We start from the raw sequence: 25,768 nt of genomic DNA, 5'->3' as shown, positions 1-25,768 counted from the left end.
GTAAATGGATACATCAAAACAATATACAATTTTGATTACTGGTGGTGCAGGATTTATTGGATCGAATTTGTCTGAGTATTTTTTAGGACTTGGTCATAAAGTAGTTTGTCTAGATAATTTTTCAACGGGTCATTATCATAATTTAAAGGATCTTATTTCGAACGCTAATTTTAAATTAATTGAAGGAGATATCCGAAATATAACCGATTGTGTTTTGGCAGCTGAAGGAGTTGATTATGTTTTGCATCAGGCTGCTTTGGGATCAGTTTCAAGATCAATCAATGATCCTATTACGACAAATGACGTAAATGTTTCTGGTTTTTTAAATGTGTTAGTAGCTGCCCGTGATGCAAAAGTTAAAAGATTTATATATGCGGCTAGTTCATCAACGTATGGGGATTCTCAAGGATTACCAAAGGTTGAAGAAGTTATAGGGAAGCCTCTGTCTCCCTACGCTATCACAAAATATGTAAATGAATTGTATGCAGAGATTTTTAGTAAGACGTATGGATTAGAAACTATCGGATTGCGATATTTCAATGTTTTTGGAAGAAAACAGGATCCTAATGGGGCCTACGCAGCTGTAATTCCAAAATTTGTCATGCAGCTAATGAAATATGAAAGCCCAGTGATTAATGGCTTAGGGAATTATTCTCGTGATTTTACTTATATCGATAATGTAATTCAGATGAACGAACTGGCAATGACGAGCCAAAATCCTGCTGCAATTAATAAGGTTTATAATACAGCCTTTGGGGATCGAAATTCTTTGAATGATTTGATAGGATATTTAAAAGAATATTTGAGTGAATTTGATTCAAAAATTGCTGATGTAGAAGTTGTTTACGGACCCAACAGAGCAGGAGATATTCCGCATTCATTAGCAAGTATCGACAAAGCGAAGAGTGTATTAGGGTATGATCCAAAATACTCTTTACAAGATGGTTTAAAAGAGGCTGTAAACTGGTATTGGAATAATTTAAAATAAAAACAAGGATCAAGATAATAGTAAAGTAAATGAAAATTACAAAGATTTGTTGCATTGGCGCAGGTTATGTTGGAGGTCCAACAATGGCAGTAATTGCTCAAAAATGTCCACATATTCAAGTGACTGTTGTCGATTTGAACGAGCAAAGAATTAAAGACTGGAACGATCCTGATACGAATAATATTCCGATTTACGAACCGGGACTTTCGGAAATAGTAGCTGAGGCAAGAGGAAGGAATCTTTTCTTTTCAACAGAAGTAGAAAAGGCGATTGATGAGGCTCAGGTAATCTTTATTTCTGTAAATACACCAACTAAAACCTACGGAAAAGGGAAAGGTATGGCCGCCGATTTAAAATATATTGAATTGTGTGCCAGACAAATCGCAAAAGTAGCGAAACAAAATAAAATTGTTGTTGAGAAATCGACTTTGCCAGTGCGTACGGCCGAAGCAATAAAAAGTATTTTGGATAATACCGGAAATGGAGTACAGTTTCAGATTTTATCAAATCCAGAATTTCTGGCCGAAGGAACCGCTGTTACTGATTTGTTAAATCCTGACCGAATCCTGATCGGAGGTGATACAACACCGGAAGGCGAAGTGGCGATAAATGCTTTAGTTGATGTTTATGCAAATTGGGTAAGTAAAGATAAAATTTTAACGACCAATGTCTGGTCATCGGAATTGTCTAAATTAACAGCGAACGCTTTTTTAGCACAACGTATTTCGTCTATAAATGCCATGTCTGAATTGTGCGAAAAAACGGGTGCTGATGTTAATGAGGTTGCTCGTGCTATTGGAATGGATAGCAGAATAGGATCTAAATTTTTAAAAGCATCAGTTGGTTTTGGAGGTTCTTGTTTCCAAAAAGATATTCTCAATTTAGTATATATAGCAAAATCGTATGGTTTGAACGAAGTTGCCGATTATTGGGAGCAGGTGATTATAATGAATGATCATCAAAAGAAAAGATTTTCTAATAAAATTGTTCAGACTCTGTATAACACTGTTGCGGATAAAAAGATTACCTTTTTGGGCTGGGCATTCAAAAAAGATACAAATGATACCAGAGAATCTGCGGCGATTTATGTGGCAGATGATTTGATTAATGAACAGGCAAGTATAGCGGTTTATGATCCTAAAGTTTCGGGAAATAAAATGCAGAGTGATTTAAATTATTTAGAAACGAGGTCGGTGGAAGAAAATAAAGCCAAAGTTGTAACATTTGATAACGCTTATGATGCTTGTAAAGATGCTCATGCAATAGCTGTTTTAACAGAATGGGATGAGTTTAGTACTTACGACTGGCAAAGAATATATGATTCAATGCACAAGCCGGCTTTTCTTTTTGATGGAAGAAATATCTTAAACGCAAAAAAGCTGGAGTCAATTGGTTTTATTTATAATGGGATAGGTTCCTAATTGAAAATGCTATTGAAGTAAAATTTGATATTAAAGAAGAGGGTGTGGGTGTTGGAAATTTTATTCATTATAAGGGAAAATTATGAATTGGTATGTTGTTTATACAAAACCTAAATGGGAGAAGAAAGTTGCAGACAGACTGAGTCAGATAGGTATTGAATGTTATTGCCCCATAGTTACTAAGGTGAAAGAATGGTCAGATAGAAAGAAGAAAGTTGAAGTTCCTCTTTTCAATTCATACGTATTTGTTCAATTGAAAGATGTTGATCGTAATTCCGTTTTTCAGATAGCGGGAGTATTGCGCTATTTGTTTTGGCTGAGTAAGCCTGCAATTGTTCGTGATGAAGAAATTAACAGTATAAAAGCAAGTCTTAGGGCTCCAAATATAAGTGATATATCTGTGACATCAATTCAGGCTGGAGATCGGATAAAAATAGAAGCAGGAGTTTTTAGTAATCAGGAAGCGATAGTTCAGGAGGTTTCAAAAACACATTATATATTGGTTTTAGAATCTTTGGGTTGTGTACTTAAAATAAAATACAAATAATTTAGTTATAGTTTAACGATTTCAGTTAAAACAGAAGAATAAAATCTTTAGTTTAAGATTTTATTCTTCTGTTTTTTTGTAATGTGGTTTTTTGCATACTGATTGAGAGGGGGTTATTGAGTTTTTTTTTTTAATAGTCTATTTTTTAAGTATTACGGGAAACCGTATTGATTAAATTGACTTATTATGCTATATTTGCCGAAAATGATTTTAGGGTATCTGTGTCAGAAAAAATGTGACTCAGAACGGCGGAGCCGTGAACTGATACGAGATAAATGGATAAAAAAGAATACAAGTTGAATGAAGATATAAAAATAGCCGTTATTGGCTTGGGTTATGTTGGTTTGCCTTTGGCAAGGCTGTTTGCTACGAAATATGCAGTCATTGGTTTAGATATAAATGAAAGAAGGGTAGCGTCTTTAAAATCAGGTACTGACACAACATTGGAAGTAGATGACGAGACTTTACAAAGAGTTTTGGTTGATACGTCTAACTCAGAGATTGGATTATATTGTACTACCTCAATTAATGATATAGAAGATTGTAATTATTTTGTAGTAACAGTTCCTACTCCAGTTGATAAAAATAACCGCCCAGATCTAACTCCATTGTATAAATCGAGTGAAACAGTTGGTAAAGTTTTGAAAAAAGGTGATGTGGTGATTTATGAATCTACTGTTTATCCTGGCGTAACAGAAGAATATTGTATTCCAGTTTTGGAAAAAATTTCAGGTTTAAAATTTAATGAAGATTTTTTTGCTGGGTATTCACCTGAAAGAATAAATCCCGGTGATAAAGAACATACGGTAGAGAAGATTCTCAAAGTGACTTCAGGATCAACTCCAGAAGTTGGTAAAAAAGTAGATGCGCTATATAATTCTGTTATTACGGCAGGGACTCATTTAGCATCTTCGATAAAAGTTGCGGAAGCAGCTAAAGTTATAGAGAATTCTCAGCGAGATATTAATATAGCTTTTGTAAACGAATTGGCTAAAATATTCAATTTAATGAATATTAATACGCAGGAAGTATTGGCTGCCGCTTCGACAAAATGGAATTTCTTACCATTTAAACCAGGATTAGTTGGAGGACATTGTATAGGTGTTGATCCTTATTATTTGGCACAAAGGGCTCAAGAATTTGGATATCATCCTGAAATAATTTTAGCAGGACGGCGTTTGAATGACAGTATGGGAGAATATGTTGCTTCTCAAGTAGTAAAATTGATGATTAGAAAAGGGATTTCGGTTAATGGATCTAGTCTTTTGATGCTTGGAATTACTTTTAAAGAAAACTGTCCCGATGTTAGAAATACGAAGATAGTTGATGTAATAAGCGCTTTAAAAGAATATGGAATAAATGTTGTATTATTCGATCCTTTGGCTAGTATAGAAGAAGTTAAGAAAGAATATCAATTAGAGACTATTAATTTTGTACCAAAAGAAAGATTTGATGCGGTTGTACTTGGAGTAGCCCATGATGAATTTTTAAATTTAGATTTTTCAAAATTAAAAAAAGAAAATAGCTTATTATATGATATAAAAGGGGTCTTAGGTACTTTAGCGGATAATACACTATAGTGTAAAGGTTTTTTTATTTAAAAAAAATGGGAATAAATAATTCGATCATACATGTAATTTTGACTGGTGGAGTTGGTAGTAGGTTGTGGCCATTATCTCGAAAAAGTCAACCGAAACAATATTTGGAGATGTTTGAAGGGAAGTCTTTATTTGAAATGACCGTTGATCGTAATAGTCATCTAGCTGATAAAGTTATGGTGATTGGGAATGCTGATAATCAATTCCTAAGTGCGATAGTGATGAAGAAGTCTAGAAAGGCTTATGTTAATATTGTTGAAGCAACTCCTCGTAATACTGCCGCTGCAATTGCTTTTGCTGCATTTGCTTCTGATCCCGATGATGTTTTAATTGTAACACCTTCTGATCATATTATTGAAAAGATGGAAGATTACAATAAGGCTATAAATGAAGCTATTATAAAAGCAAAAGAAGGTTTTATAGTAACTTTTGGGATTATTCCAACAAAGCCTGAAACAGGGTATGGCTATATTGAATCAAAAGGTGATGAAGTAGTCTCATTTCGTGAAAAGCCAAATGAGACAACAGCTAAAAATTTCATTGCAAGAGGTAATTTTTTATGGAATAGTGGTATGTTTTGTTTTAAAGCGGGAGTTTTATTAGAGGAACTGCAACAATATCAACCCGATGTTTTTGAAAAGTCTAAGAATGTTTGGGAAGCTAGTAAAGAAGGTTTTTTAGATTTAGATTTATCATTAGAAATCCCATCAATAAGTATCGACTATGCTGTGATGGAACGCAGTAAGAAAATAAAGGTAGTTCCTGCTGCATTTTCATGGTCAGACTTGGGGTCATTTGAGTCAGTTTATGACTATTTAGTTTCAAGAGGTCATTTTATAGATGATAATGGAAACATGGTTATTGGTACCGAAAAATTTACGGCATTCTTAGGATTGAGAAATACAATTTTTGTATATACGGATACTGCTAATTTAATTTTGCAAAAAGAAAATTCACAAAACGTAAAAGATTTGTATTGTGAGTTAGAAAGACAAAATTCAGAATTATTAAATTAATTGAAAAATAAAATGAAGAAAATTCTTATAACAGGCGGTGCTGGTTTTATTGGTTCACACGTAGTAAGACGTTTTGTGAATAAATATCCGGAATATCAGATCTTTAATTTAGATGCTTTGACTTATGCTGGGAATCTTGAAAATATTAAAGATATTGAGGATAAGTCTAATTATACATTTATAAAAGGAGATATTGTAGATGAAAATTTTATAAATGAGTTTTTTTCGATTCATAGTTTTGATGGTGTTTTGCATTTAGCTGCAGAGTCACATGTCGATCGTTCTATTGAAGACCCGTTAGCTTTTGTGAAAACAAATGTGATTGGAACAATGAATTTGTTAAACGCTGCGAAAAATCAATGGAAAGATAATTTTGAAGATAAACGGTTTTATCATATCAGTACTGATGAAGTTTACGGTTCACTGGGAGCTGAGGGACTTTTTACTGAAACGACATCATACGATCCTAATTCGCCATATTCGGCCTCTAAGGCGAGTTCTGATCATTTCGTAAGAGCCTACGGGGAAACTTATGGTCTGCCGTACGTTTTGACGAATTGCTCGAATAATTACGGGTCGTATCATTTTCCTGAAAAGTTAATTCCACTGTTTATAAATAATATCATAAACAATAAGCCACTACCTGTTTATGGTGATGGTAATTATACACGTGATTGGCTTTTTGTTGAAGATCACGCGATTGCTATAGATTTAGTTTTTCATGAAGGAAAAAATCATGAAACCTACAATATTGGAGGTTTTAACGAATGGAAGAACATAGATTTAGTAAAGTTATTGTGCCAAATTATGGATCAGAAATTAGGTAGAAATGAAGGAGCTTCGCAAGAACTGATCACATATGTGAAAGACAGACCTGGACATGATTTGCGTTATGCGATTGATGCTTCAAAAATAAATAAAGAATTAGGATGGGCACCATCTGTTACTTTTGAAGAAGGCCTGGAAAAAACGATTAACTGGTACCTAGATAATGAAGAGTGGTTACATAATGTAACTTCAGGCTCTTATAAAGATTACTATCAAAAACAATACTCTTAAACAAGAAATAACCTCTTAAAACAACAGGTCAAATTATAATTTAAATATGAAAAAGATAATATACGTTCTTACTCTATTCTTTGCTTTATTAGTATCTTTTAATGCAAAAGCTCAAGATATTTTAAAGTCAAAAGATTTAGGTTCAGTTAAGGTAGACTACTTGTCTGATGATGATTTAGCTAAAATTAGTGCACAGTTAAAAAGTAATAATGCAACAATTGACCAGGTGGAGTCAATAGCGTTATCAAAAGGGATGAGTCAGACTGAGTTTAATAAATTAAAAATTAAGCTTACTGAATTTGAAAAGAAAAATTCTAAAGATGTTTTAAAGGATAAAGGTAAAGACAAAAAAACAAAAATAGAAGATAAAGATTTTGAGTTTGGAAGAAAACAAGAAAAAATTAATAATAATAAAGTAAAAGATTCATTAAACGCTTTAATTTTTGGATCCGAACTATTTGACAATCCAACTTTAAATTTTGAGCCAGATTTGAAAATGGCTACACCAATAAATTATGTTTTGGGACCTGGTGATAAGTTAGAAGTTAGTGTATATGGTATTCAGCAATTCGATGATACTGTTCCAGTAAATTTTGAAGGGAAAATTACAATTCAGAATGTTGGTCAAATTACGGTAGCGGGAATGTCCATTGAAGCAGCTTCGCAAAAAATTAAAGCTGCAATTGCGCGAGTTTATAGTACAGTTAGATCCGGACAATCACAAGTTAGTGTTAGTCTAAGTGATATAAGAACAATAAAAGTAACTATAGTTGGAGGAAAACAACCAGGTAATTATTCTGTTTCATCTCTTGCTTCTGTTTATAATGCGTTGCATTTGGCGGGTGGGCCTGGTAAAAATGGTAGTTACAGAAATATCGAATTAATCCGAAATAACAAAGTTTATAAAAATGTAGATATCTACAAGTTTTTAGTAAAAGGGGACCAGTCTGATAATGTTAGTTTGAAGGATAATGATGTCATTAGAATTCCTGCTTATACTCAAAGAGTGATAGTTGAAGGCGAGGTAAAGAGACCAGGAATTTTTGAAATGAAAAAAGGTGAAAAGTTTTCTGATCTTTTAACTTTTGCATCTGGATTTAATGAATTTGCTTATACTGCTTCTGTAAATGTACTTCAGAAAACGGGTAAAGAGTTTAAGGTTCATGATATCAATGAAAGTGAATACGGGTCTTATATTCCACAGTCAGGAGACGTGTTTAAAGTGACGAAAATCCTAAACAGATTCGAAAATCGTATTAAAATTGAAGGGGCAGTTTTTAGACCTGATTACTATTCGTATAATGAAGGAATGAGAATTTCGGATCTTATCACTAGAGCTGAAGGACTAAAAGAAGATGCGTATACAAAAAGAGCAAGAATTATTCGCTTAAAAACAGATTTAACAACAGAAATTGTAAATGTAGATTTAAGTGCAGCTTTGTCAGGTGATTTAAATGCTGATTTAGAATTGAAAAGAGAAGATATTATTACAGTATATTCTATTTTAGAGTTTAGAGAAGAGTATAAAGTAACAATTGATGGAGAAGTTAAAAATCCAGGTGAATATGAGTATTTTGAAAATCTAACTTTAAATGATTTAGTAGTTCAGGTTGGTGGTTTGACAGGTTCAGCATCAAAAAGGGTTGAAATTGCAAGGATGGTTAAGTCTGATGTAATTGATGATGCAGACCCAAAAAGAATTGAATTGGTAGAACTTGAAATTACCGCTAATAATAATGAACAAATTAAGAATTTCGTGTTAAAACCATTTGATGTTATTAATATTCGAAAAATGGCAGTTTATGAAAAACCAGAAATGGTAAAGGTTAGTGGAGCTGTTACATATCCGGGAAAATATGTTTTGGCTAATAAAAAAGAAACTGTTTATAATGTTGTAATGAGAGCAGGAGGATTGACATCAATTGCTAACTTGGATGGTATGAAAATTAAAAGACCAATAAAAGAAGAACAGATTGAACGTCTGGAAAGTGTTAATCTTAATTTGGATAAAAAACTGACTGCTGAGGAAGAAGGTATGAAAGCTAAACAAGAAGGTATGAACTTAAAACAAAAAGATACCCTTAGTTCTAAATTATCTAAAAAGCTTAGAGACGAGTTAAAATTTGCTACTATACCTGTGAACTGGGAGAAAATAGTTAAGGATAAAAATCACTATTCAAATGTTACATTGTTTCCTGGAGATGAAATTGAAGTAGCTGTATATAATGAAGGGGTTAAAGTAACAGGAAATGTACTGTTAACTTCTGAAATTCCATATAGAAGCGGAAAAGGATTTAAATATTATTTAAATTCTGTTGGTGGTGTTGATAACAAAGGATGGAAGAAAAAGGCATATATTATTTATCCTAATGGTAAAGCCGCTGTAACTGGTTCATTTCTATTTTTTAGATCATATCCTAAAGTGGAACCAGATTCTCAAATCGTAGTTCCGGAAAAACCAGAAACAAGAAAAATGACAACTGGGGAGTGGGTAAGTATCGGAAGTATATTGACGAGTTTGGCAATATTAATTGCTACAGCATTTAGATAATATAGAAATTAGATTTTTTACATATTTATATATAAATTAAACATTTAGTGTTTTATGAGTGACTATGAAGAGCAAAGTAATGATGAAATTTCTTTAAAAGAGCTTTTTCAAAAGATTAAGGTATTTTCAATCTATTTGTTGAGCAAGTGGAGAATTATCATGTTAGCAGGTATTGTTGGTGCCGTTTTAGGATTAACTTACTCAATTGTTCGAAAACCTATTTATACTGCAACATTAACATTTGCATTAGAAGATGAAAAATCTGGAGGTGGATTTGGGGGAGCTTTGGGGCTAGCGAGCTCTTTTGGTATAGATTTAGGAACTGGTGGTGGTAGCATTTTTACCAATGCCAATTTGACTGAATTATTTAAATCTCGTACTATGGTTGAAGAGACTTTATTAACACCGGTTACGGTGAATGGTAAAGTGATATCTTTAGCTGAAATGTATATACAAAATAAGGATTGGAGAGATAAGTGGACCGATAACCCTAAATTCAAGAGTATACAGTTTTTGCCAGAAACTAAACGTAAATATTTTACACGTGTTCATGATAGTATATTGGGGGAGATTTATAAAGATTTATCTAAGAACTCTTTGTCCGTTGCTCAAAAAGATAAAAAAATCTCTATTATAACAATGGATATGGCCTCAGATAGTGAATTATTCTCTATGTTCTTTTGTGAAGCTTTAGCAAAACAGGTTGGAAAGTTTTATGTTACTACTAAAAGCAAAAAAGCCCGAATGAACATGGAAATTTTAGAGCACCAAGTTGACTCCGTTAGATCGGAGTTAAATCGGGCAATTTCTGGCGTCGCAATTGCTAATGATAATACTTTTAATTTGAACCCAGCACTTAATGTGCGTAGAGCACCATCTGTTAGAAAACAGGTTGATGTTCAGGCTAATACCGCCGTTCTGACGGAGTTAGTTAAACAATCAGAATTAGCTAAAGTTACTTTGCGAAAAGAGACCCCTTTAATTCAAATTATAGATAGACCTATTTTGCCTTTAAAGAATGATAAGCTAGGTAAAGTAAAAGGATTTGTATTTGGAGGGATGCTTGCTGGGTTTCTAGTTGTTTTGTGGTTGTTGTTTAAGAAGATGTCAAACGAGTTGAATAGCTAATACGCATGCGGTATGATTAAATCACTTGTAAGACTTTTTGATTTTAGATAATAGTATTATGATTTTTTTAAACATTCGGGAGAATGTTTAACTAGAGAATGATTAATATTAGTAAGTATTCTCTTTTACTTTTTTTTTGATTTAGGTAATTGAGATATTGAATAAATAATTATAAGAAAGTACTACCTAAATGTAATCTTTTTTGGACTAAGATTCATAAACTAGATAGTGCATAGAAATTTTTAATTTCTATCTTATTGTAGGTTACAATGATTCCTTTTTTAAAATTGAATTTGTACATTTTAAAAGGATAAGTTTTTACAGTATAATAAATCAAATTTAAGTAGAAAATTTAATAGATAGTCGTGACCCACAGCAAATATTTTTTTAAGCTTATAAGTTTTTTGTTTTTAAGCTTAGATTATTTGTACGAAATCGTATTAAAATAGTAAATAATATAGTTTTGACGCAGTAAGTTTGATATTAAATAAATTACAACTTTATTAAAATGAATTCATCAGAGATTAGAATAGCGATAATAGGATTAGGTTATGTGGGATTACCACTTGCAATTGAGTTTGGAAAAAAATTTAAAGTTCTGGGTTTTGATATAGATAGTTCTAGAATCGAGGAGCTTAAATCAGGTAAGGATCGTACGAATGAAGCTGATAATAAAGAATTAAATTTCGCAGTTGATTTGGCAAAGACATCGGAGAATGTTGGACTTACTTTTTCTTCTGAAAAGAATGATTTGAAGGCTAGTAATATATTTATTGTAACCGTACCAACACCTATTAACAAATATAAAGCTCCGGATTTGAATCCGTTGTTAATGGCCTCAAAGATGTTAGGTGAGATTATTAAAAAGGATGATATTGTAATTTACGAGTCTACAGTTTATCCCGGTTGTACTGAAGAAGATTGTGTTCCCGTTTTAGAAAAGCATTCAGGTTTAAAATATAATTACGATTTTTTTTGCGGATATTCTCCTGAGAGAATCAATCCTGGGGATAAAGTAAATACTTTGACAAAGATAATGAAGGTGACTTCTGGTTCTACTCCTGAAATTGCAGATAAAGTAGATGCGTTGTATGGCAGTATTATTACTGCAGGAACTCACAAAGCAAAGAGTATAAAAATTGCTGAAGCTTCAAAAGCCATTGAAAATGCTCAAAGAGATATAAATATTTCATTTGTAAATGAACTGGCATTAATTTTTGATCGAATGGATATTGATACCAATGATGTAATTGATGCAGCAGCAACCAAATGGAATTTTCTAAAATATAAGCCAGGTTTAGTTGGCGGACATTGTATAGGTGTTGATCCTTATTATCTATCACATAAGGCTGAAAGCTTAGGGTATCATCCTCAAGTTATTTTGTCAGGTCGACGTGTTAATGATTATATGGGGGTATTTGTAGCAAATAAGTTGGTAAAACTACTGATTGCTAAAAATCAAACTATTAGTATGTCCCGAGTTCTTATTTTAGGAATTACATTTAAAGAAAATTGTTCTGATATTCGTAATTCTAGAGTTATTGATATTTACAATGAACTTGTTCAGTTTGGTATGCAAGTGGATGTTTATGACCCGCATGCGGATAAAGTAGAAGTTGAAAATGAGTATGGAATTAAACTTTTAGAGAATTTAAATTCAAAGTATGATGCTATTGTTTTAGCTGTATCTCATAACGAATTCTCATTAATCGATTACAATGAACTTAAGAGCTCAAGTTATTCCGTGATTTATGATACTAAATCATTTCTTGATAGAGGTTTGGTAGATGCAAGATTATAATGTAATCAAGGATTCTTAGTTTTAAAAAAAATGATTTCTTTTCACAAGACTGTATTTCTGATGTTATCATAACAAAATAAAAAAGTAAAAAAATAAATGCAGAATAATGCTCTAAATAGTAATCGTATCGCAAAAAATTCCATTCTTTTATATACAAGAATGATAATTGTGATGATTATTAATTTATATACAGTGCGAGTTGTATTGAAAGCTCTTGGAGCTGTTGATTATGGAATTAATGATGTCGTTGCCGGAGTAGTTACTATGCTTATTAGTTTATCAAGTGTGCTTTCAACGGCTACTCAAAGATATTATTCAGCTACTATTGGTGAAAATAAATTAGATCGATTACGGAATATTTTTTCAACAAGTGTCAATATTTATTTTATACTATCATTTATTGTTATCATTTTTGGTGAGACATTAGGTTTGTGGTTTGTTAATAATTATTTAGTTATCCCTGTTGATCGGAGCGTTGCAGCAAATTGGATTTATCAATTCTCGATTTTTTCATTTATTTTTACTTTTCTACAAGTACCGTATTCTGCAGCAGTAATAGCCCGTGAAGATATGGGAATATTTACAATCATTAGTACTGCAGAATGTTTGTTAAAGTTTGGTGCAGCACTACTAATTTTTGTAGTTCCAAAAGACAGACTTATCGTTTATGGAGCTGGTCTTTTTTCAATTTCTTTTTTAGTTATGATGTCATATATAGTAGTAGGCTACTTTAAATATGACGAATGTCGTTATAAGAAACAAACGGAGAAGACTTTATTTAGAGAATTAATTACTTTTTCAGGCTGGTCATTGTTTGGCTCTTTGGCAGGTGTTGGGATGTCACAGGTTACTACGATTTTAATTAATGTGTTTTTTGGCCCACTGTTTAATGCTGCAAGAGCAATATCTTTTCAGTTTAATTTTGCATTGAGTTCATTAACAGCAAGTTTTTTAATGGCACTCAGACCGCAAATGATAAAATCATATGCAGAAGAGTCATATTTATACTTGAACAAAATTTTTAATCTGAGTAATAAAGTTATTTATTATGGCTTGTTGATTGTTTCTCTCCCGCTTTTTTTTGAAATGAATTCTGTTTTGCTTTTTTGGTTAAATAAGACAGATTTTCAAACCGTATTATTTTCTAGGCTTATTTTGATTTACACATTAATAATGTCATTGAATAATCCTATCTCAATAATTATTCAAGCTATAGGTCGTGTTAAAGAATATCATGTTCCTGTAGAAATTTTTACTCTTTTGTGTGTGCCAGTAACATATTTATTGTTTAAACTGGGTTTTCCAGCATATTCAACTTACGTAGTAATGATTATGGCTGCAGTTGCTTCACACGGTATTAGATTAATTTGTCTTAAAAAGTTCTATAAATATTTTAGGTATTCTGAATATTTTAAATCATTTTTATTGCCCGCTTTGTTCATAACATTATTTTCTTCTTTCTTTATTTTTTTGCTATCTAGAAGTAGTATTAGTGTATTAGTGAGATTACCAGCAACTTTTGCCCTTTCTTTAGTATGTGTAGTTTCTTTGGTTTTGATGTTTGGTTTGTCTAAAGCAGAGAAAGAAGACATGAAGAAGTTGTTGATCTACTTTAAGAGAAAAATTGGTAAACAATGACAATAGAAAAAATTTTAAGTAATATAAATATTGTCCTTTTTATTTTAGGTTGGATTACGACAATTATCTTATACCAGAGAAGAAAGAAAAGTTTTGATGCCGGAAGTGTACTTTTATTTTCTTATCTATTTTATGCAATTATGTCGTTGTGTTTGTATAACAACCCTTATTATAAATTCAATAGTATAGAAATTTTTCCTTTTATTTATTTGTTTCTGATGTTAATGCTGGCGTTTTCTCCCATTCTAAGATACGATTATAATAAAATAGATAAAATTCAGAAACCACCTGCTATATTTCTGAATTTAGTATGTATTGTGTTTATTATAGCTTCACTAATGCAGGTTCCAGATATCATTTCTAATTTTGCAGTAAGTATTGTTAGATTATTGCTAGATTCTGCAGGGGGGCAAGATTTATATAATGAAGCTATGGCCGAAAGTACCTCTCTTGGTGATGGGAGTATATCAAATCTTTCGTCAATTATTTCTAACGCATATGGCAACTTCGGTATTTTATTGTTTTTTTATTATTTGACTTTAAAAGATCGCAATAAGTTTATTTTGATTGGGCTGTTTATATCTTGTATAATAAGTATTTTAAGTAATATAACTATGGGGCAAAGGGGACCAATTTTAGAAATAATGCTTTCTATGGTTATTACTTATTTTGCACTTCGAAAGTTTTATGAACCAAAGGTAAATAAGATAATTAGGAATATTGGAATTACTTTTTTAATAGCTACATCTATTCCGATAATTGCGTTAACAGTAAGTCGTTTCGGAGATAGTGACGCTGGTTCTGAATCATCTGTGTTTTTTTATGCGGGACAGGAAAACTTGTATTTTAATAACTATGGACTAGACAATGGAGGCATAAGATATGGAGATCGAACTTTTCCACTTTTTAAAAAAATGTTAGGATTTGAAAATGTACCCGATAATTTTTGGGAAAGAAGGTCTAAATACCCTAATTTACAAATAAACGACGAGGTATTTATCGGTTTTGTAGGTGATTTTACTTTAGATTTTGGTCCTTTTATAGCTCCCTTTATCTTTATATTCTTTATAATATTTATTTTGAATAAAACAATCGTTCGGAACAATGTAATCCTTTTCCATCAGTTGATTCTTCTTCATTTTGTGATGAGTCTTTGTATGTTAGGAGGAATGAAATTGTATCCTTTTTCTGATGTTGGAGGAAACTTACAGTTGATCGTATATTTTTTTGCATTCCTTTTTTTTAGAGTAGTTTATGCTTATAGCCTTAAAAGACAGAGAAAAAACTTAGTATAGTTTTTATGTCAAATATATTGATCTTATTAAATAATTAATAGTTTTTGAATTTTCGTGATGAACAATAAAAATATAGATTATCCTTTATTTACAGTTATAATACCCCAAAAAGATAGGGCTGAATATTTGATACATACTTTAAAAACTTGCATGATACAAGATTATCCTAACTTTGAAATAATTATTTCAGATGATTGGAGTGAAGATAATTCTGTTGAGGTGGTTCGTGAATTAATAAAAAAAGACTCCCGTATTAAGTTATTTGCCCATGAGCAACATTTGGGTATGAGAGAGAATTTTGAATTTGCGCTGAGACAAGTTAAAGACGGGTATGTAATGGCTTTAGGAGGTGATGACGCGCTTGTGCCAGGATGTATATGGCGTATGTATGAGATTTTATTGAGTACAAAAAGAGAATTATTAACATGGACTCCAGCTGGATTTACTTATCCTGATCATGAGAATGGTAAAAATATATTCTATGTTAAAAGAAAAAAAAATGCAGGAATAGAGTTTATTAATTCAGCAAATTTTCTAAACAAAATATCGCGTACATTTTTATATCAAATTGATGAGTGTCCAATGTTATTCATGAAAGCAGTTGTTTCAACGGCATTGATTGACAAAGTAAAGTCCCGAACTAGTGATAATAGTTTTTATTATTGCGCTACTCCGGATGGGTTTTCTGGTGTTGTCCTTGCTGGGGAAGTTGAAGATTATGCTTTTACATCTGAACCGTTATCCATAGGCGGAACTACGGTTAAGTCTCAGGGAAGAAACTATCAAAGAACTGACACAAAATCAAAAGAAGAAGCTCAGCAATTCTTCAAGGATAATATCCAGAAGAAAATGCATCCGCAGTTGGCTTCTCAAGAATATTCACCATTAGTTACTTTAATGACAGCAGATTATTTACTAACTGCACAAGATTTGCCTGGCTGGCCGGGTAAATTTGATCCGATTTCTTATGAAGGATTAATTCGTGCGTCATTTAAATTAATTGAAGGAGGGACATTTGAAAATGAAGTTTTGACTAGAGAGTTAAAAATATTAAGAGAAATTGCCATACAACATAATTTATTAGATTTATTCAATAAATTATCAACTACTACGAAACGAAAAGTCTATGTAAAAGATGAAGTTTTTGGATTTGTGATTACCAATTCTATTAGATTTGAAGGTACAGAATTGGGAATTAAAAATATTTTTGACGCATCCCTTGCGACTAATTTTGTTTACAATTTTTACAATAGATTTTCTTTTAAAACTATTCTTTTACTTGTGAAGAATACCAGACAAGTACTAATAAGAAGTAAGAAATATAAATTAGAGGATCTTCCTAAAATATAATAATTATTTAATTAAAAATATGTCATTATTTACAAATAAAACCCTGTTAATTACCGGTGGTACAGGGTCGTTCGGAAATACAGTATTATCTCGTTTTCTTCACACTGATATTGGAGAGATCCGTATTTTTTCTCGTGACGAAAAAAAGCAAGATGATATGCGTCATGAGTTTCAATCTAAAATGCCCGAAACTGCACATAAGATAAAATATTACATAGGTGATGTTAGAGATTTAGCGAGTCTAAAAAATGCAATGCATGGTGTGGATTATATCTTTCATGCGGCTGCTTTGAAACAAGTTCCATCTTGTGAATTTTTCCCTTTAGAAGCCGTAAAAACAAATGTTATAGGTACAGATAATGTCCTTACTGCAGCTATTGAAGCAGAAGTAGAAACTGTAATATGTTTATCAACTGACAAAGCAGCTTATCCGGTTAATTCTATGGGAACTTCCAAAGCAATGATGGAGAAAGTAATTGTTGCAAAGTCTCGTACTGTTAGCCCTGATAAAATAAAAATTTGTTGTACTAGATATGGTAATGTCATTGCTTCACGTGGCTCTGTTATTCCTTTATGGATTGATCAAATTCGAAATAATCAGCCTATTACATTGACAGAATCTTCAATGACTCGTTTTATTATGTCACTTGATGAAGCAATTGATCTTGTTCTTTTTGCTTTTGAAAATGGTACAACAGGGGATGTACTTGTACAAAAAGCACCTGCTTGTACAATTAGAGTCCTTGCAGAAGCTGTTTGCGAATTGTTTGATTATGATAAGAAGAATATTAAGACTATCGGAATTCGTCATGGTGAAAAGATGTATGAAACGCTTTTAACCAATGAAGAATGCGCTCATGCCGTTGATATGGGCAATTTTTACAGAGTTCCGTCTGATAATCGTGATCTAAATTATGCGAAGTATTTTGTTGACGGAGACACAGAAAGAAACTTATTGACAGAATTCAATAGTAACAATACTGAGCTTTTAAATATTGAGCAGGTAAAAAGTAAATTACTCTCAATTGATTATATTAGAGAAAGACTTAACAAATAGAAATAAATTGATATGAATTTTTTTATTTTAGGTTGCAATGGCATGGCAGGCCATATAATATCTTTATATTTAAAAGAACAAGGTCATTCAGTGCTTGGTTTTGCCAGAACAAAATCAAAATTTGTGGATAGTATAGTTGGAGATGCTTTTGATACTGAATTACTAAAAAAACTTATTAAAGAGAATAAATTTGATGCCGTTGTTAACTGCCTCGGAATGTTAAATCAATTTGCAGAGAACGATAAGGCTTCTGCTTCGTTTATAAATTCTTATTTGCCTCATTTTTTAGCAAAGATAACTGCCGATACAGAAACACAAATCATTCATATGAGTACAGACTGCGTTTTTTCTGGTAAGGAAGGTAGTTATACCGAAGATTCGTTTTGTGATGGAGAAACTTTTTATGACAGATCTAAGGCTCTGGGAGAACTTGTTGATTCAAAGAATCTTACATTAAGAAATTCAATTGTAGGACCGGATATTAATTTAAAAGGTATTGGGCTTTTAAACTGGTTTATGAATCAAAGCGGTGAAGTTAATGGTTATACAAAGTCTATTTGGACTGGCCAGACAACACTTCAGCTAGCTAAAACTATTGAAAAAGCAGTTTTAGAAAAAGCACACGGACTCTATAACGCTGTGCCAGATCATTCTATTTCTAAATTTGAACTTTTAAATCTTTTTAACCATTATTTTAAAGATGATTCTTTAAAAATAAATCCTGTTGAAGGAATATTAGCCGACAAATCACTTATTCGTACAAATTACGAATTTAATTACTTAATTCCGGATTATGAAACCATGATTGCTGAACTAGCTGAATGGATTAAAAATCATAAAGATATGTATCCGCATTATAACATATTTAATTAAATAATATGAAGAAACTAAAACTGATGACAATTGTAGGGACTCGACCTGAGATTATTAAAATGTCATCAATAATAAAAAAGAGCGATAAATATTTTGATCATATTTTAGTTCATACAGGGCAAAATTATGACTACTCATTAAATGAAGTTTTTTTTAAAGATTTAGGCTTAAAAGAACCAGACCATTATCTCAATGTAGTGGGGGAGAATCTTGGGCAAACAATGGGGAATGTAATAGCGAAATCTTATGATTTAATGAATGAGATTAAGCCTGATGCGGTTATTGTTTTAGGAGACACCAATTCATGTTTGAGTGTGATTTCGGCTAAACGGCTTAAAATCCCAATCTTTCATATGGAAGCAGGAAATCGTTGCAAAGATGAAAATTTGCCTGAAGAAGTTATTCGTCGAATTGTAGATGTCACTAGTGATGTCAATTTGTGTTATTCTGAGCATGCAAGACGTTATATCCTTGAATCTGGAGTTAAACCTGAATATACTCATGTGGTTGGTTCTCCAATGGCAGAAATACTTAACGAAAGTATAAAGGAAATAAATAATAGTAGTGTATTAGAAAATTTAGGACTGGAAGAAGGAAAATATATTTTGCTTTCCGCTCATAGAGAAGAAAATATAGATATTGAAAGTAATTTTAATTCCCTGATGAACTCTATTAATATAATGGCGGAGGAATATAAAATCCCAATACTTTATAGCTGTCACCCTCGTTCAAAAAAGAATATTGAAAGAACTGGTTTTAAATTTCACGACAATGTAATTTTGAATGAACCACTTGGTTTTTTTGATTATAATAAATTACAACAAAGTGCTTTTTGTGTAGTATCTGACAGCGGAACATTACCAGAAGAAAGTGCGTATTTTAACTTTCCTGCAGTTTCCATACGAACATCAACTGAACGACCTGAAGCAATGGAAAAGGGAGTTTTTACAATAGGTTCAATAACATCCGAACAGATTTTACAGGCAGTTAATCTAGTTGTTGAAATGCATAAGAATGAAGAAATGGGTAGCATTGTCCCAGCGTATGCAGATGAGAATGTTTCGACCAAAGTAATTAAAATTATCCAAAGTTATACAGGTATAATCAATAAGATGGTTTGGAAAAAATCATAAGAAAAGCAAATGTATTTTCTATTCCTTTTATAACAAAAAATTAAATAAAGAATGAAATTATTAATACTGACATCTGAGTATCCAAATCCCAATAGCTCATTTGATACTCCAGTTGTACATTATTATGCAAAAGAGTGGGTTCAACTAGGGCATGAGGTTAGGGTTGTACATTTTAGATCGGTCTTTCCAACTATTTTTTACTCTTTTGCCAAAATTTTAAAAACATTTTTAAAAAAAATCTTTCAAACTGACTTTATACCTTTTGTTCGATTAAACAAAAGAGTTGAATTTGTGCATGAGGGAATTAATGTTGTTAGCCAACCTATTTTTAAAATTTTCCCTCATTTTAAGTTTTTTAATAGTACAATTAGAAAGCAGGCAAAAATTATATACACTGATAATTTGCATGGAAAATTTCAGCCAGACATAATTATTTCGCATTTTGTTAATCCGCAGTTACCATTAATTACGGAACTTAAAAAATACTATCCGGCTGCAAAAACTTCTTTAGTACTTCATGAAAATCCTAAGGTAATTTCTGATTTATTTGGTTCAAAAGCATCTCAGCTTTTGGCAAACTTAGATTACATTGGATTTCGTTTTGACGAAATGAGAAATGTTTTTTTTAGAATGTTTGGTGAAAGAAACAATACATTTATTTGTCCATCTGGAATTCCTGAAAATTATATTTTATCAGAAACACCAAAGACAAAGTTTGCCGGAGAAAAGATTTCAATTTGTTTTGTGGGAATGTTGATACCTTTGAAAAATATTGATATTTTACTTGAAGCTGTGAATTTGGCTTTTCCTGACCGGAATTTTACCCTTGAAATATTAGGTGAAGGAATGTTAAATGAAAAGATTTTGCAAAAAATTACTGAGCTCAAACTTGAAGGATGTGTCACTATGCTTGGGAAATTGTCTAGAGACGAAGTACAAGAGAAAATGATCAATAATGACATTTTTGTTATGGTCAGCAAACCAGAAGCTTTTGGTTTGGTTTATGTTGAAGCGATGAGTAAAGGATGTATTACGATTGGTACAATCGGGCAAGGAATAGATGGTGTTATAAAACATGGTGAAAATGGTTTTCTTTGTGAGGCAAGAAATGTTGAAACATTGAAAAATTTATTTATTGAGATAAATCAGATGTCTTATGAGGATAAAATGCGAGTTGCAACTAAAGCAATTGAAACCGCATCATCTCTAACTGATAGTAAAGTTGCTTTAGATTATTTAAAAAAGATAACGATTAATAATAATTAATTTTATATGTTTTTAGAAGACGTTAAAATCATTCAACTTCCTAAAATTGAGGATCAAAGAGGGAATCTGTCATTTTTGGAATCTAACAATCATATTCCTTTTAAGATTAAAAGGACATATTGGATTTATGATGTACCGGGAGGCTACGGCAGAGGTGGGCATGCTTTTTTGGAACAACATGAATTTATAATTGCATTATCTGGCGGGTTTGATGTAATTGTTGATGATGGAAAGCAAAAGAAAACCTTTACATTAAATAGATCATATTATGGTCTTTACATACCGTCAACATTATGGAGGGAAATGAATAATTTTTCGACTAATTCTCTAGCAATGGTTTCGAGCTCCACGTTATTTTCTGACGAGGATTATATTAGAGATTATGACTTATTTTTAAAAACTAAGCAGCTATGAGAGAAAGTACGGTCTATGGATGCAGTTTAATTGAATTAAATAAAATACACAATAGAGCAGGTAATATTACTATTATTGAAGAGAATAAAAGTGTTCCTTTTCCTATAGAAAGAATATATTACTTATATGATGTACCTGGTAATGAAAGTAGAGGAGGTCATGCTCACAAAGAGTTGCATCAATTAATAGTTGCTGCTAGCGGAAGTTTTAGTATTACACTAAATGATGGTCATATTAAAAGAACCTTTTTTCTAAACAATCCAAATGTTGGCTTGTTAATTGTTCCTGGAATCTGGCGAGAACTTGATGACTTTTCTTCAGGATCTGTTTGTTTAGTGCTAGCTTCGCATTTGTATAATGAGTTTGATTATATTAGAGATTTTCAAGAATTTATAAATTATAAAAAATAAATGGTACATAAATTAGCAGAGTGTATTAGTGAACAAGTGCCTGAAAGTACAAATATTTGGCAGTATGTTGTTGTGCTTAAAAATGCAAAAATTGGGAATGATTGTAATATTTGTGCACATTGTTTTATAGAAAATGATGTGGTAATAGGAAATAATGTAACAGTAAAAAATGGTGTTTATCTATGGGATGGAATAACAATTGAAGATAATGTTCAGATTGGTCCAAATGTTACTTTCACTAATGATAAATATCCAAGAGCCAAAATGCCATTTCAATTGCAAAGAACATTAATTAAGACAAATGCTTCAATTGGTGCAGCATCTACAATCTTAGGAGGTGTAACAATTGGTAAAAATGCAATGGTAGGCGCTGGTAGTTTGGTTACAAAAGATATTCCTGATAATGAGTTATGGTTCGGTAATCCGGCAAAATTTATAAGAAAACTTGAAAAATAATATGGTTCCATTTTTAAATCTAAAAAAATTAAACGATGAATTTTCAAATGAAATTCATGATGCTGTTAACAAGGTAATCTCTTCCGGTTGGTATCTGCAAGGAGAAGCAAATAATACTTTTGAAAAAAATTATTCTAATTATATTGGGACAAAATATACTATTGGTGTAGCAAATGGCTTAGATGCCTTAAGGCTTATTTTGAGAGCGTACATAGAGTTAGGTTTTATGAAGGAAGGTGATGAAGTAATTGTTCCAATAAATACATATATTGCATCGATATTAGCGATTACCGATAATAATTTGATTCCTGTATTTGTAGAACCAGATCCTGAAACACTTCAAATTGATGATAATCGAATAGAAGAAGTCATTTCAGATAAAACAAAAGCCATTATGATTGTCCATCTTTATGGGAGATGCAGTTATACAGATAAAATAGGAAGTTTGTGTGAAAAATACAATCTCAAACTGATCGAAGATAATGCTCAAGCTCACGGATGTTATTTTGGAAATGTAAAAACAGGCGCTATTGGTGATGCAGCCGGCCATAGTTTTTATCCAGGTAAAAACTTGGGTGCTTTGGGCGATGCAGGTGCTGTCACCACTAATGATGATAATTTAACTAAGACAATTAGAGCTTTGGCTAATTATGGTTCAAGTGAAAAATATGTGAGTAAATATAAAGGCTTGAATAGTAGATTAGATGAAATTCAGGCTGCGGTACTTGATGTAAAATTAAAATACCTTGATAGAGATATTGAAGCAAGAAAACATGTTGCCCGCAGATATATGAGTGAAATAAAAAACCCATTGGTTAGTATTTCAGCACTTTCTGATTGGAGTAGCCATGTTTTTCATTTATTTCCAGTTTTTTCTAAAAACAGAGATGAGCTTCAACAATATCTTAAAGATAATGAGGTGCAAACATTAATTCATTACCCAATACCTCCTCATAAACAACAATGTTACAAAGAGTATAATGAAATGTCATTTCCAATAACTGAACAAATACATAATGAGGAATTAAGTTTGCCAATTAGTCCAGTTATGACAGAAGAGGAAATTACAAGTGTTGTTAAGGCAATTAATAAGTGGAAACTGTAGTGAAAAAAGTTTGGTTAATTAATCCTGCAGCAATGCCTCCTAAATATGAGGCTAGAATTCAAACTCTTAAACGCGCACAATATTTACGTTCACACGGTTTTGATGTAACGATTATTAGCGGGAGTTTTCTTCATAATACTACAATAAATCTAATAGAGGACAATTCTTCTTATAAATTTTCAGAATATGAGGATGAACAAAAATTTATTCATATTCGAACATCTAATTACAATTCTAATGGATTAACTAGGATCTATAGTATTTTGGAATTTTATTTCAGGCTTTGGTGGCATGCTTCTAGTTTTGAAAAACCAGATTTTATCTCACACATTGCTGCGGTTCCCTTTGGTAATATTACCTATTTCGTAGCACGAAAATTAAAAGCAAAATTTATTGTTGATATAGTTGATTTATGGCCTGAATCTTTTGTTGCTTATGGATTAGTATCTAAAAAAAACCCATTATTAAAACTTGCATATTGGGCTGAATACTGGCTTTATAAAAAAGCTGATTTGCTCATTTTTTCAATGGAAGGTGGTAAGGACTATATTAGAGAGAAAAAATGGGATTTAGAACAAGGCGGTAAAATAGACATTAATAAGGTATTCTATATTAATAACGGAGTAGATCTACAAGATTTTGATTTTAACAAAATAAATTATAAAATTTCAGATGAAGATTTAGAGAATGATCAGGTTTTTAAAGTTATTTATATTGGATCAATTCGACTTGCAAATAATGTTATGCAGTTTGTAGAAGCGGCTGAACATTTAAAAGATATAGCTGATATTAAATTTTTAATTTACGGAGACGGAGAGGACAGATCGACTTTAGAACAATATTGTAAAGAAAAGCAGCTTAATAATATTGTTTTTAAACAAAAATGGGTAGAACTAAAATTTGTACCATATATTCTTAGTAAGAGTTCATTGAATATTCTTAATTATAAACCTAGTTCAATTCTTAGATACGGTGGTAGTCAAAGTAAATCCTTTCAATATATGGCAAGTGGGAAACCTATTTGTGCAAACGTTAAAATGAATTATTGTCCAATTGAAAAATTTAATATTGGGATAGCGGAAGAATTTAAAGATTCTAAAGAATATGCTGATGCAATCTTATCTTTTTATAAAATGGATAAGAATGAATATAATATTATTTGTGCTAATGCGAGGAATGCGTCTGAAAATTACGACTACAAGTTGTTGACTGAGCGATATGTTGAATTGATAAACGGAATTTAGAAGACAATATAATGGAATATAGAAATCAAAAAGTTGTTATTATTGATTATGGTATGGGAAATATTGGGTCAATTGATAATATGTTGAAATATTTGGGAGTAAAAGCTGTAATAACCTCAGACGTTAATATCATCTCAAATGCCGATAAAATTATTTTACCAGGAGTAGGACATTTTGATCGGGCAATGACCAATATTAAAAAATTAGGTTTGATGGATGTCTTAAAAGAAATGGCTTTGGTTAAGAAAAAACCATTTTTAGGAATATGTTTGGGAATGCAAATTATGTGTGAATCTAGTGATGAAGGTGCTTTGCCAGGTTTGTCATTTGTTCAGGCAGAAGTTAAAAAATTCGATTTTGGTTCAGATTCGAAACTTAAAGTTCCTCATATGGGATGGAATAAAATACATATTAATAAGCCATCTAATATTTTAGATGGATTAGATGATAACTCAAGGTTTTATTTTGTTCATTCCTATTTTGTAAAATGTCAGAATGAAAGTGATATACTTACAAAAACCACCTATGGATTTGATTTTGTTTCTTCGTTTGAAGTTGATAATCTTATAGGAGCACAATTTCACCCTGAAAAGAGTCATCGTTTTGGAGTTAATTTATTTAGAAACTTTTTAGAGAAATATTAATGCTTAGGACAAGAATAATACCAATTTTGCTATTGAATGATGGAGGGTTGGTTAAAACGGTAAAGTTTTCAAAAGATAAATACATTGGTGATCCAATTAATGCGGTTAAAATTTTTAATCAAAAAGAAGTTGATGAACTAGTCCTTCTAGATATTAGTGCTACTAGAAATGGAACAAGTCCTAATTTTTTAGAAATTAAGGAAATTGTTTCAGAGGCATTTATGCCTGTCGGATATGGAGGTGGTATCTCAAAAATGGAACATATTGAACAACTATTTAATATTGGAGTAGAAAAAGTAATTTTGAACTCCACTATTTTTACAGATAAGAACTTAATTGAAGAAGCTATTAAAATATATGGAAGCCAAAGTATTGTTGCATCTTTAGATGTAAAAAAAGATATATGGGGTAACTATAAAGTTTATAGTAATAGTGGAAAGAAAAAGCAAAATTTAAGCCTTGATTCTTGCATTAGATTAATACAGGAAATAGGGTTTGGTGAATTAGTAATTAATAACATAGATAAAGACGGTACAATGTTGGGGTATGACTTAGAACTTGTTGAAAAAGTTTCGGGCATGCTAAATATTCCTGTAGTTGCAGTTGGTGGCGCGGGAACAATAACTGACTTTATTAAAGCCGTAAAAGTAGGAGCTTCAGCTGTTGGAGCGGGATCAATGTTCGTTTTTCAGGGAGTACATAAAGCGGTATTAATTAGTTATATTACTACAGACCAACTTGAGCAAGAATTAAAAGAATAATCATATAATCAGA

The 25,768-nt window shown here is 31.6% G+C and carries 23 protein-coding genes; all 23 read left to right on the top strand.

Annotated features, from left to right (window positions below; genetic code table 11):
* The first annotated feature begins 4 nt into the window (after positions 1-4).
* Complete coding sequence (locus AC3IS6_RS01680) at positions 5-988, top strand: SDR family oxidoreductase (RefSeq protein ID WP_489163105.1); 984 nt, start codon at positions 5-7, stop codon at positions 986-988.
* A gap of 29 nt (positions 989-1,017) precedes the next feature.
* Positions 1,018-2,409, top strand: a complete 1,392-nt coding sequence (locus tag AC3IS6_RS01675) for a UDP-glucose 6-dehydrogenase (protein ID WP_489163103.1) — start codon at positions 1,018-1,020, stop codon at positions 2,407-2,409.
* Between the two features lie 82 nt (positions 2,410-2,491).
* A complete protein-coding gene (locus AC3IS6_RS01670) occupies positions 2,492-2,956 on the top strand; it encodes a UpxY family transcription antiterminator (RefSeq protein WP_489163101.1) in 465 nt (154 codons plus the stop codon).
* Positions 2,957-3,231: 275 nt separating this feature from the next.
* The gene (locus tag AC3IS6_RS01665) at positions 3,232-4,536 is read left to right on the top strand and encodes a nucleotide sugar dehydrogenase (protein WP_489163099.1); all 1,305 of its coding nucleotides are present in this window, start codon (positions 3,232-3,234) and stop codon (positions 4,534-4,536) included.
* Between the two features lie 26 nt (positions 4,537-4,562).
* Positions 4,563-5,570 (top strand): mannose-1-phosphate guanylyltransferase, encoded by a 1,008-nt coding sequence (locus tag AC3IS6_RS01660; RefSeq protein WP_489163098.1) that lies wholly within the window; start codon positions 4,563-4,565, stop codon positions 5,568-5,570.
* A 12-nt stretch (positions 5,571-5,582) separates the two neighbouring features.
* Positions 5,583-6,629 carry a dTDP-glucose 4,6-dehydratase gene (gene rfbB / locus AC3IS6_RS01655; protein ID WP_489163097.1) on the top strand — a complete coding sequence of 349 codons (1,047 nt, stop codon included), beginning with the start codon at positions 5,583-5,585 and terminating at the stop codon, positions 6,627-6,629.
* 46 nt (positions 6,630-6,675) lie between these two features.
* Positions 6,676-9,180 (top strand): SLBB domain-containing protein, encoded by a 2,505-nt coding sequence (locus AC3IS6_RS01650; protein ID WP_489163095.1) that lies wholly within the window; start codon positions 6,676-6,678, stop codon positions 9,178-9,180.
* Between the two features lie 54 nt (positions 9,181-9,234).
* Positions 9,235-10,308 carry a Wzz/FepE/Etk N-terminal domain-containing protein gene (locus AC3IS6_RS01645; RefSeq protein WP_489163094.1) on the top strand — a complete coding sequence of 358 codons (1,074 nt, stop codon included), beginning with the start codon at positions 9,235-9,237 and terminating at the stop codon, positions 10,306-10,308.
* Between the two features lie 508 nt (positions 10,309-10,816).
* Positions 10,817-12,109 (top strand): nucleotide sugar dehydrogenase, encoded by a 1,293-nt coding sequence (locus AC3IS6_RS01640; protein ID WP_489163092.1) that lies wholly within the window; start codon positions 10,817-10,819, stop codon positions 12,107-12,109.
* A 96-nt stretch (positions 12,110-12,205) separates the two neighbouring features.
* Positions 12,206-13,747, top strand: a complete 1,542-nt coding sequence (locus tag AC3IS6_RS01635; RefSeq protein ID WP_489163090.1) for a lipopolysaccharide biosynthesis protein — start codon at positions 12,206-12,208, stop codon at positions 13,745-13,747.
* On the top strand, positions 13,744-15,042 hold the full coding sequence (locus tag AC3IS6_RS01630; protein ID WP_489163088.1) for an O-antigen polymerase: 1,299 nt from the start codon (positions 13,744-13,746) through the stop codon (positions 15,040-15,042). Before AC3IS6_RS01635 ends, AC3IS6_RS01630 begins: the two co-directional genes overlap by 4 nt.
* Before the next feature lie 57 nt (positions 15,043-15,099).
* Entirely contained in the window at positions 15,100-16,392 is a 1,293-nt protein-coding gene (locus AC3IS6_RS01625) for a glycosyltransferase family 2 protein (protein WP_489163086.1), read from the top strand.
* Between the two features lie 19 nt (positions 16,393-16,411).
* Positions 16,412-17,449, top strand: a complete 1,038-nt coding sequence (locus tag AC3IS6_RS01620) for a polysaccharide biosynthesis protein (protein ID WP_395338585.1) — start codon at positions 16,412-16,414, stop codon at positions 17,447-17,449.
* 12 nt (positions 17,450-17,461) lie between these two features.
* On the top strand, positions 17,462-18,322 hold the full coding sequence (locus tag AC3IS6_RS01615; RefSeq protein ID WP_489163084.1) for an SDR family oxidoreductase: 861 nt from the start codon (positions 17,462-17,464) through the stop codon (positions 18,320-18,322).
* A gap of 5 nt (positions 18,323-18,327) precedes the next feature.
* Positions 18,328-19,455, top strand: coding sequence for a non-hydrolyzing UDP-N-acetylglucosamine 2-epimerase (gene wecB / locus AC3IS6_RS01610; RefSeq protein WP_489163082.1), 1,128 nt, complete (start codon positions 18,328-18,330; stop codon positions 19,453-19,455).
* 51 nt (positions 19,456-19,506) lie between these two features.
* Entirely contained in the window at positions 19,507-20,721 is a 1,215-nt protein-coding gene (locus AC3IS6_RS01605) for a glycosyltransferase family 4 protein (protein WP_489163080.1), read from the top strand.
* A gap of 6 nt (positions 20,722-20,727) precedes the next feature.
* Complete coding sequence (locus AC3IS6_RS01600) at positions 20,728-21,135, top strand: sugar 3,4-ketoisomerase (RefSeq protein WP_395338593.1); 408 nt, start codon at positions 20,728-20,730, stop codon at positions 21,133-21,135.
* The gene (locus AC3IS6_RS01595; protein ID WP_395338595.1) at positions 21,132-21,545 is read left to right on the top strand and encodes a sugar 3,4-ketoisomerase; all 414 of its coding nucleotides are present in this window, start codon (positions 21,132-21,134) and stop codon (positions 21,543-21,545) included. The genes AC3IS6_RS01600 and AC3IS6_RS01595 overlap by 4 nt, the downstream gene beginning before the upstream one ends.
* The gene (locus AC3IS6_RS01590) at positions 21,546-22,001 is read left to right on the top strand and encodes an acyltransferase (protein WP_395338597.1); all 456 of its coding nucleotides are present in this window, start codon (positions 21,546-21,548) and stop codon (positions 21,999-22,001) included.
* On the top strand, positions 21,991-23,106 hold the full coding sequence (locus AC3IS6_RS01585; RefSeq protein WP_489163078.1) for a DegT/DnrJ/EryC1/StrS family aminotransferase: 1,116 nt from the start codon (positions 21,991-21,993) through the stop codon (positions 23,104-23,106). The genes AC3IS6_RS01590 and AC3IS6_RS01585 overlap by 11 nt, the downstream gene beginning before the upstream one ends.
* The gene (locus AC3IS6_RS01580) at positions 23,106-24,350 is read left to right on the top strand and encodes a glycosyltransferase family 4 protein (protein WP_489163076.1); all 1,245 of its coding nucleotides are present in this window, start codon (positions 23,106-23,108) and stop codon (positions 24,348-24,350) included. The genes AC3IS6_RS01585 and AC3IS6_RS01580 overlap by 1 nt, the downstream gene beginning before the upstream one ends.
* An 11-nt stretch (positions 24,351-24,361) precedes the next feature.
* Positions 24,362-24,994 carry an imidazole glycerol phosphate synthase subunit HisH gene (gene hisH / locus AC3IS6_RS01575; RefSeq protein WP_489163074.1) on the top strand — a complete coding sequence of 211 codons (633 nt, stop codon included), beginning with the start codon at positions 24,362-24,364 and terminating at the stop codon, positions 24,992-24,994.
* Positions 24,994-25,755, top strand: coding sequence for an AglZ/HisF2 family acetamidino modification protein (locus AC3IS6_RS01570; RefSeq protein WP_489163073.1), 762 nt, complete (start codon positions 24,994-24,996; stop codon positions 25,753-25,755). Before hisH ends, AC3IS6_RS01570 begins: the two co-directional genes overlap by 1 nt.
* The last annotated feature ends 13 nt before the right edge of the window (positions 25,756-25,768 follow it).

It is taken from the genome of Flavobacterium sp. KH_035 (assembly GCF_057839565.1).
This window is presented reverse-complemented; position numbering and strand designations above follow the sequence as displayed.

Excerpts from the sequence above, each read along its gene's own strand:
- AC3IS6_RS01650 (WP_489163095.1), top strand. The coding sequence starts at position 6,676 with ATGAAAAAGATAATATACGTTCTTACTCTATTCTTTGCTTTATTAGTA.
- AC3IS6_RS01625 (WP_489163086.1), top strand. The coding sequence starts at position 15,100 with ATGAACAATAAAAATATAGATTATCCTTTATTTACAGTTATAATACCC.
- AC3IS6_RS01670 (WP_489163101.1), top strand. The coding sequence starts at position 2,492 with ATGAATTGGTATGTTGTTTATACAAAACCTAAATGGGAGAAGAAAGTT.
- AC3IS6_RS01570 (WP_489163073.1), top strand. The coding sequence starts at position 24,994 with ATGCTTAGGACAAGAATAATACCAATTTTGCTATTGAATGATGGAGGG.
- AC3IS6_RS01640 (WP_489163092.1), top strand. The coding sequence starts at position 10,817 with ATGAATTCATCAGAGATTAGAATAGCGATAATAGGATTAGGTTATGTG.
- AC3IS6_RS01645 (WP_489163094.1), top strand. The coding sequence starts at position 9,235 with ATGAGTGACTATGAAGAGCAAAGTAATGATGAAATTTCTTTAAAAGAG.
- AC3IS6_RS01600 (WP_395338593.1), top strand. The coding sequence starts at position 20,728 with ATGTTTTTAGAAGACGTTAAAATCATTCAACTTCCTAAAATTGAGGAT.
- AC3IS6_RS01605 (WP_489163080.1), top strand. The coding sequence starts at position 19,507 with ATGAAATTATTAATACTGACATCTGAGTATCCAAATCCCAATAGCTCA.
- AC3IS6_RS01635 (WP_489163090.1), top strand. The coding sequence starts at position 12,206 with ATGCAGAATAATGCTCTAAATAGTAATCGTATCGCAAAAAATTCCATT.
- AC3IS6_RS01680 (WP_489163105.1), top strand. The coding sequence starts at position 5 with ATGGATACATCAAAACAATATACAATTTTGATTACTGGTGGTGCAGGA.
- AC3IS6_RS01675 (WP_489163103.1), top strand. The coding sequence starts at position 1,018 with ATGAAAATTACAAAGATTTGTTGCATTGGCGCAGGTTATGTTGGAGGT.
- AC3IS6_RS01595 (WP_395338595.1), top strand. The coding sequence starts at position 21,132 with ATGAGAGAAAGTACGGTCTATGGATGCAGTTTAATTGAATTAAATAAA.
- AC3IS6_RS01660 (WP_489163098.1), top strand. The coding sequence starts at position 4,563 with ATGGGAATAAATAATTCGATCATACATGTAATTTTGACTGGTGGAGTT.
- wecB (WP_489163082.1), top strand. The coding sequence starts at position 18,328 with ATGAAGAAACTAAAACTGATGACAATTGTAGGGACTCGACCTGAGATT.
- AC3IS6_RS01630 (WP_489163088.1), top strand. The coding sequence starts at position 13,744 with ATGACAATAGAAAAAATTTTAAGTAATATAAATATTGTCCTTTTTATT.
- AC3IS6_RS01665 (WP_489163099.1), top strand. The coding sequence starts at position 3,232 with ATGGATAAAAAAGAATACAAGTTGAATGAAGATATAAAAATAGCCGTT.
- hisH (WP_489163074.1), top strand. The coding sequence starts at position 24,362 with ATGGAATATAGAAATCAAAAAGTTGTTATTATTGATTATGGTATGGGA.
- AC3IS6_RS01615 (WP_489163084.1), top strand. The coding sequence starts at position 17,462 with ATGAATTTTTTTATTTTAGGTTGCAATGGCATGGCAGGCCATATAATA.
- AC3IS6_RS01620 (WP_395338585.1), top strand. The coding sequence starts at position 16,412 with ATGTCATTATTTACAAATAAAACCCTGTTAATTACCGGTGGTACAGGG.
- rfbB (WP_489163097.1), top strand. The coding sequence starts at position 5,583 with ATGAAGAAAATTCTTATAACAGGCGGTGCTGGTTTTATTGGTTCACAC.
- AC3IS6_RS01590 (WP_395338597.1), top strand. The coding sequence starts at position 21,546 with ATGGTACATAAATTAGCAGAGTGTATTAGTGAACAAGTGCCTGAAAGT.